Genomic DNA, 3,242 nt, shown 5'->3' with positions numbered 1-3,242 from the left:
GGTAGGCGACCTCTTCGGGGCAGGCGATCTTGAAGCCCTGGCGTTTTTCCAGGACGCGGACGAACTCGGCCGCCTCGATCAGGCTGTCCGGCGTGCCGGTGTCGAGCCAGGCGTAGCCCCGGCCCATGATCTCGACCGACAGCTTGCCGCGCTCCAGATAGATGCGGTTGACGTCGGTGATCTCGAGCTCGCCACGCGGCGACGGCTTCAGGTCGCGGGCGATCTCGACCACGTCCTTGTCGTAGAAGTAGAGGCCTGTCACGGCCCAGTTCGACTGGGGCGCCGCCGGCTTCTCCTCGATCGACAGGGCGCGCATGTCCTGATCGAAGGCGACCACGCCGTATCGTTCCGGGTCATTGACGTGATAGGCGAACACCGTCGCCCCATCCGGCCGGCTCATGGCGCTTGTGAACAGGTCGGTGATGCCGTGGCCGTAGTAGATGTTGTCGCCCAGGATCAGGGCCGACGGATTGTCGCCGACGAAGTCCGCGCCGATGATGTAGGCCTGGGCCAGGCCGTCGGGGCTGGGCTGGACCGCGTACTGGATCTCCATGCCCCACTGCGAGCCGTCGCCCAGCAGGGCCTGGAAGCTGGGCACGTCGCGCGGGGTTGAGATGATAAGCACCTCGCGGATGCCGGCCAGCATCAGGGTCGACAGCGGATAATAGATCATCGGCTTGTCGTAGACCGGCATCAGCTGTTTCGAGGTGACGAGGGTCATCGGATGCAGGCGGGTGCCCGATCCTCCGGCCAGGATGATGCCCTTCATGGGAGGGTCCTTTCGGCGTGGAGTTCGTGGACGATCTCGGCGACGGCGGCCTGCCAGGGGCGGGGCGCGATCCCGTAGTCGCGGGTCAGTTTCTCGGTCGACAGGCGCGAGTTCGACGGGCGCTTGGCCGGGGTCGGGTATTCGGACGCGGGGATGGCCTCGACCGTGGCGGACGGACCGCCGGTCGCAGCGCTGAGGGCGAAGATCTCGCTGGCCAGTCCGGCCCAACTGGTCTCGCCGGCGTTGACGAACTGATAGACGCCGGTCGGGGCGTCTGGGTCGGCGATCATCGTCAGGGCGATGGTCTGGAGCGTTTGAGCGATGTCGCGCGCCGAGGTCGGGCAGCCGTGCTGGTCGCCCACCACCCGTAGCGCCGGCCGGTCGGCGGCGAGCCGCAGCATGGTCTTGAGGAAGTTGGCGCGGTGGACGCTCAGCACCCAGGCTGTGCGCAGCACGACTGAGCGCGGATTGCCGGCGCGGACCGCCAGTTCGCCGGCCAGTTTGGAGGCGCCATAGACGCCCAGCGGCCCGACCGGATCGGTCTCGACATAGACGCCGGCCTTGGAGCCGTCGAACACATAGTCGGTTGAGACCTGGATCAGCGGGATCCCCGCCTCACGTGTCGCGTCAGCCAGCACCGCCGGCCCCATGGCATTTGCGGCGAAGGCGGCGGCGACTTCGCTCTCGGCCTTGTCCACGGCCGTATGGGCGCCGGAGTTGATCACGGCCGCGAAAGGCGTGGCGGCGAAGGCGGCGCGCACCGAGGCGGCGTCGCCCAGGTCCAGTTCAGCCCGCGTCGGCGCGTGCAGCACCACGGCCTCGGGCCAGGCGGCGGCCTGGAGCTCCAGTCCCACCTGACCGGCCCCGCCCGTGATCAGGATGTGGACCGGATCAGCCATTGGCGACACCGAGGCGCTGGGTCGAATAGCGGGCGTCGAGAATGTCCTGCCACCAGGTCTGGTTCTCCAGATACCAGGTCACGGTCCGCTCGATCCCTTCCTCGAAGGTCACAGACGGGATCCAGTCCAGGTCGGACCGGATCTTCGACGCATCGATGGCGTAGCGATGATCATGACCCGGACGGTCGGTCACATAGGTGATCTGGTCGGCGTATTGACCCTCGGCCTTGGGCCGCAGCCGGTCCAGGATCGAACAGATGGCGGTGACCACTTCAATGTTCTTCCGTTCGGCATTGCCTCCGACATTATAGGTCTCGCCCGGCGTGCCGGTCTCGAACACGGCCTGAAGGGCGCGGGCGTGGTCGTCGACGAACAGCCAGTCGCGCACGTTCGACCCGTCGCCATAGACCGGCAGAGGCTCGCCGTTCAGGGCCCGGATGATGATCAGCGGGATCAGCTTCTCGGGGAAGTGATAGGGGCCGTAGTTGTTGGAGCAGTTGGTCACCAGCACCGGCAGGCCGTAGGTGTGGCCCCAGGCCCGCACCAGATGGTCCGATCCCGCCTTGGACGCCGAATAGGGCGAGCGGGGGTCATAGGGTGTGGTCTCGGTGAAGAAGCCGTCCTCGCCCAGCGAGCCGAACACTTCGTCGGTCGAGATGTGATGGAAGCGGAAGGCCGCCTTGGCGTCCTCGTCCAGTCCACGCCAGTAGCCCAGCGCCTGGTTCAGCATGACGAAGGTGCCGACCATATTGGTCTGGATGAAGGCCCCTGGCCCGTCGATCGAGCGATCGACATGGCTCTCGGCCGCCAGGTGGGCGACCACGTCCGGCTTGAACTCCCGCAGGGCCTTGGACACAGCCTCGGCGTCGCAGATGTCGGCCTGGACGAAGGCATAGCGGTTGCTCGACGCCACCGGTTCAAGCGAGCTCAGCACGCCCGCATAGGTCAGCTTGTCATAGACCAGGACCTCATGGTCCGTATGCTCGATCAGCCGCCGCACCAGGGCCGAGCCAATGAAACCGGCGCCGCCGGTGACAAGAATACGCATCGGTTGTCTCTCAGTCAGAGTTCAGGTCAGAGCGTGGGAAGGGGTTCGAGCGGCCGGCCGTCATACTCGAACGGGCTGTCAAACTCGGCCAGGGTGGGCAGGACCTTGTCCTTGTCGGACAGGACTGCGCCCGTGGTCGGCAAGGGCCAGTCGATCGCGATCGTCGGATCGTTCCAGACGAGGCCGCCGTCGCAGTCCGGCGCATAGACGTCGGTCACCTTGTAGGCGACCTCGACATCGGGCTCGAGCGTCACGAACGCATGGGCGAAACCAACCGGCACGAACAGCTGCTCGCCGCCCTCGGCGGTCAGCTTGGCCCCCACATGCTGGCCGTAGGTTGGCGACCCCCGCCGGATATCCACCGCATAATCCATGATCGAGCCACGCACGCACCGCACCAGCTTGGCCTGTGCGTGCGGCGGCCGCTGATAATGCAGCCCCCGGATCGTGCCCTCAAAGGCCGAAAACGACTGGTTGTCCTGGACGAACCGCGCGTCGATCCCGGCCGCCAAGGCCGCCGCCTCTG

General features: G+C 66.6%; 4 protein-coding genes. All 4 read right to left on the bottom strand.

Annotation, left to right across the window (positions count from 1 at the left end; genetic code table 11):
- Positions 1-769: glucose-1-phosphate thymidylyltransferase RfbA (rfbA, locus tag PKE72_RS17435; RefSeq protein ID WP_271166637.1), on the bottom strand; the 769-nt coding region annotated here is incomplete at its 3' end.
- On the bottom strand, positions 766-1,668 hold the full coding sequence (gene rfbD, locus PKE72_RS17430) for a dTDP-4-dehydrorhamnose reductase (RefSeq protein ID WP_271166636.1): 903 nt from the start codon (positions 1,666-1,668) through the stop codon (positions 766-768). The genes rfbA and rfbD, both read right to left, overlap by 4 nt.
- Positions 1,661-2,716 (bottom strand): dTDP-glucose 4,6-dehydratase, encoded by a 1,056-nt coding sequence (gene rfbB, locus PKE72_RS17425; RefSeq protein WP_271166635.1) that lies wholly within the window; start codon positions 2,714-2,716, stop codon positions 1,661-1,663. Before rfbB ends, rfbD begins: the two co-directional genes overlap by 8 nt.
- A 26-nt stretch (positions 2,717-2,742) precedes the next feature.
- Positions 2,743-3,242 (bottom strand): dTDP-4-dehydrorhamnose 3,5-epimerase (gene rfbC / locus PKE72_RS17420; protein ID WP_309298354.1); only part of this gene is annotated, 500 nt, incomplete at its 5' end.

This window comes from Brevundimonas intermedia, assembly GCF_027922165.1.
GTDB classification, from domain to species: domain Bacteria; phylum Pseudomonadota; class Alphaproteobacteria; order Caulobacterales; family Caulobacteraceae; genus Brevundimonas; species Brevundimonas intermedia.
This window is presented reverse-complemented; position numbering and strand designations above follow the sequence as displayed.

Excerpts from the sequence above, each read along its gene's own strand:
- rfbD (WP_271166636.1), bottom strand. The coding sequence starts at position 1,668 with ATGGCTGATCCGGTCCACATCCTGATCACGGGCGGGGCCGGTCAGGTG.
- rfbB (WP_271166635.1), bottom strand. The coding sequence starts at position 2,716 with ATGCGTATTCTTGTCACCGGCGGCGCCGGTTTCATTGGCTCGGCCCTG.